The organism is Protofrankia sp. Cr2, assembly GCF_963555885.1.
In the GTDB taxonomy this organism is placed as follows: Bacteria; Actinomycetota; Actinomycetes; order Frankiales; family Frankiaceae; genus Protofrankia.
In genome coordinates this window covers 25,551-28,296 of sequence record NZ_CAUVXG010000046.1, presented here as the reverse complement: position 1 = coordinate 28,296, position 2,746 = coordinate 25,551, and the positions used below count along the sequence as shown (strand labels likewise).

Sequence of the window (2,746 nt, the reverse complement as noted above, 5' to 3'; positions counted from 1 at the left end):
CTTTTCTGCTCCGAGCACACAGGTGTGCACGGTGGTGCTGGCGGCCGGCTATCACCCGCACCGCTGCGAGCTCGGCATCGGCTGGACGGCGGCGAGCACCGCGGTCATGTTCGCCCTCGCGGCGGGCAAGGCACGGACCGGTGCGGGTGGATGCCGCCCTGTACGACCTGGCCCCACCGCGCACCGGCCGCCGTGGCCGGCCCCGGTCCAAGGGAGCGCGGCTGCCGAGCCTGACCGCGCTCGCCGCACAGGTGTCGTTCACCCCGCTGCCGGTACGCCGGTACGGGAAGACCGCCACCGTCCACATCGCCACCGTGCGCTGCCTGTGGTACGGCACGTTCGGCCTGACTTGCCAGACCCTCACCATGCTGTGGTAGGCCACCGTCGGTCACACCCCCACCGACGTTGCCGATCACCGCGACCGGGCACCCTGGTACACCACCAAGGCCAACCCCTCCACCGCCGACATGATTGACAAGCTGCGCCGGGTACTGATCGCCACCAAATATCAGGTCACTCGCCCCGACCAGCCGGCCCCCGAGGACATCCACACCATCCGTCTGGCATGGGAGCTCAACGCAACGTAACAGCGAAAGTCGAGAAGAAGGCCGCCGCTTTTTTAGAAACGCGTTGTCTATCTGTGTCTGTGCGTACTTCTTCCGGAGCTCGATCAGCTCGGCGCGCTCTGACACCGACAGCGGCTTCTCGTCGGACTCGCTGTCCTTTTTTGCCTTCGTCACCCAGTTCCCAAGGTTGATTCGTTGACGCCCAGGCTTTTCGCGACCTCGGCTAACGACCGGTCGGAGTCGAGCGCCAACCTTACCGCCTCGTCTTTGTACTCCTGCGTGTACTTCCGGAGAGGCGACCCCATGACGACCCTTCCTTTCAGACAGTGAACTTCAGGTCCGCTGTCCACAGAAACGGGATCGCTCCACTGGTCAGTGGACGGCGTTCCTGCGGACTGACGACAACCACGCGACCCCGACCCGCTGGCAGGCCGGTAGCCGATACGAGCCGATACGAACCGAAGGAGAGCCGCCTACTGCTTCTGCTCGAGCGAATTTCATGCTGACGGTGAGTTCCTCCCGAGACGGACACGCTGGGTCTGCTGCTTGATGATGGTGCGGACCCTGTCGTCTCCGGGAGTGTCCGGGATGGACGCGAGAATCTGGTCCAGTGTGTCGGTCACGACGGCCGCGGCGGTCCGTCGGCGCAGGCCCCATGTGGTCGCCTCGTCCACGAGGTTGGTCGCGGTCACCGCCTGTATGTCCGCCTGCCCGCCGACCCGCTGGCCGAGGTGGGTGTCGGCTCGCAGTAGCTGTCCGAAATGGTCGCGGAGCTCGAGGGCGATCGTCGACAGCACGTCATACAACGGGGCGAGGCGGACGGCCGGTTCGTCGGCCTGGTGCAGGATCGCGAAGTTCTTGGCGTGCGCGTCGGCGTTGCCCACGGCGGTATTGAAGGTCGCCCGGCGCAGCAGGACTGTGACATCTCGGGGGTCGCCGAAGGTCCGCAGCACTTCGGCGAAGTCGCGCAGCGACGGGCCGCCCTGTTCCTCGTACTTCATTCCTGGTGGCGTTGCGGTCGCCTGGCAGCCGTCTTCCTGGTGCACCCTGACCGGGAGCCGCCCGCTGTCGCACTCCCGCCGGTCGAACCGCCGGACCGCCAGCACCGGGAGGCCCGCGACATCGAGCAGTTCCCCCTCCGCCGCGGCCAGCCCGCAGGCTGCGGCGAGTGCCAGGCAGGTGGCCTCGTTGGCGGCCATCGCGTGCGGGCCGTCGGGCTTGAGGATCCACGTCGACGGGGCATCCCCCGTCGGAAGCTGCCAGGAGCCGTCGGCGGCGCGGCCCAGGAGCGCCTTGCGCTGGAATCCGGCCAGCGACGGCCGGAACCCACGCTCAGGCGCAACGCCCAGCGGGGCGACGTCCAGCGCTCCGATGACCCCGCGCAGGTCATCGGACGTCATCACGCGGTAGCCGCCTTCGTCACCGGCGCATGGCTCCTCGCCCTCGGGTAGCACCTGGATCGCGCCAGCGCAGTCGCGGCCGAACGCTTTCAGGATCCCGTAGGTGTCGGCTGGGCGTACTCCGGCGATAGCCGCCATCCGTTGCAGCGTCGGGCCCTCAGGCAGGACGTTCTCGAAGAAGTCCAGACCCCGCATGTCCCGAGGGCCGATCACCGCCCCGATGGGTAGTCCGACCGACAGCGCCGGGCTACCCGCTCCCCATCGCTCCACCGCCTCGGCCCGCCACTCCAGCGTGATCCGGAACTCCGGCCCAGGCGTCAGGACCACCGTAGGGGTCTCGTAGAGCCAGGCCACCAGATGGTCAGCCACGTGCCCGCCTCGGCCGGACGACGACCTCGCACCCGACGAACCGCAACAGCCGCAACGCGTGTGTCAGCGAGCTGCCGAACCTGCCCGCCTCCAGTGAGGAGATGTAGGACTGCCCGACCCCCGTCGCCTCGGCCGCTGCGACCTGCGTCACCCCGGCGGAGGTTCGGAAGTACTTGATCGCCGCGCCGAAGTCCCGGGCCGCGATCACCTGGTACTCACCTGCCGGTATCACCATTGACCAATACTACACCGCTATCGGTAAACAGCGATATCACCGGGAGTAGATATCCTGGCCGGCCGCAGGACCCACACCCAGACCAAAGGCGCACAGCGAGTGCCGGGGAACGGAGGCAGGACGGGCCACCCACCCAACAAACGGAACGCATGTTCGACGCGCGAGCGACGGTACCT

Annotated in this window: 4 protein-coding genes; 1 reads left to right on the top strand and 3 read right to left on the bottom strand. The window is 67.7% G+C overall.

Annotated elements, in window-relative coordinates:
- Positions 1-146: 146 nt before the first annotated feature.
- A complete protein-coding gene (locus U9978_RS18375; protein WP_322762370.1) occupies positions 147-377 on the top strand; it encodes a hypothetical protein in 231 nt (76 codons plus the stop codon).
- Between the two features lie 359 nt (positions 378-736).
- Here U9978_RS18375 and U9978_RS18370 read toward each other — a convergent pair whose 3' ends face one another.
- The 3 genes from U9978_RS18370 to U9978_RS18360 all read right to left on the bottom strand — a co-directional run bounded on the left by U9978_RS18370 (position 737) and on the right by U9978_RS18360 (position 2,570).
- Positions 737-871, bottom strand: a complete 135-nt coding sequence (locus tag U9978_RS18370; protein ID WP_322762369.1) for a transposase — start codon at positions 869-871, stop codon at positions 737-739.
- A gap of 192 nt (positions 872-1,063) precedes the next feature.
- Positions 1,064-2,335, bottom strand: a complete 1,272-nt coding sequence (locus U9978_RS18365; protein WP_322762368.1) for a HipA domain-containing protein — start codon at positions 2,333-2,335, stop codon at positions 1,064-1,066.
- Positions 2,328-2,570, bottom strand: coding sequence for a helix-turn-helix transcriptional regulator (locus tag U9978_RS18360; RefSeq protein ID WP_322762367.1), 243 nt, complete (start codon positions 2,568-2,570; stop codon positions 2,328-2,330). The genes U9978_RS18365 and U9978_RS18360 overlap by 8 nt, the downstream gene beginning before the upstream one ends.
- Positions 2,571-2,746 lie beyond the last annotated feature (176 nt).

Coding starts and splice junctions, on each gene's coding strand:
- U9978_RS18370 (WP_322762369.1), bottom strand. CDS start 871: ATGGGGTCGCCTCTCCGGAAGTACACGCAGGAGTACAAAGACGAGGCG.
- U9978_RS18360 (WP_322762367.1), bottom strand. CDS start 2,570: ATGGTGATACCGGCAGGTGAGTACCAGGTGATCGCGGCCCGGGACTTC.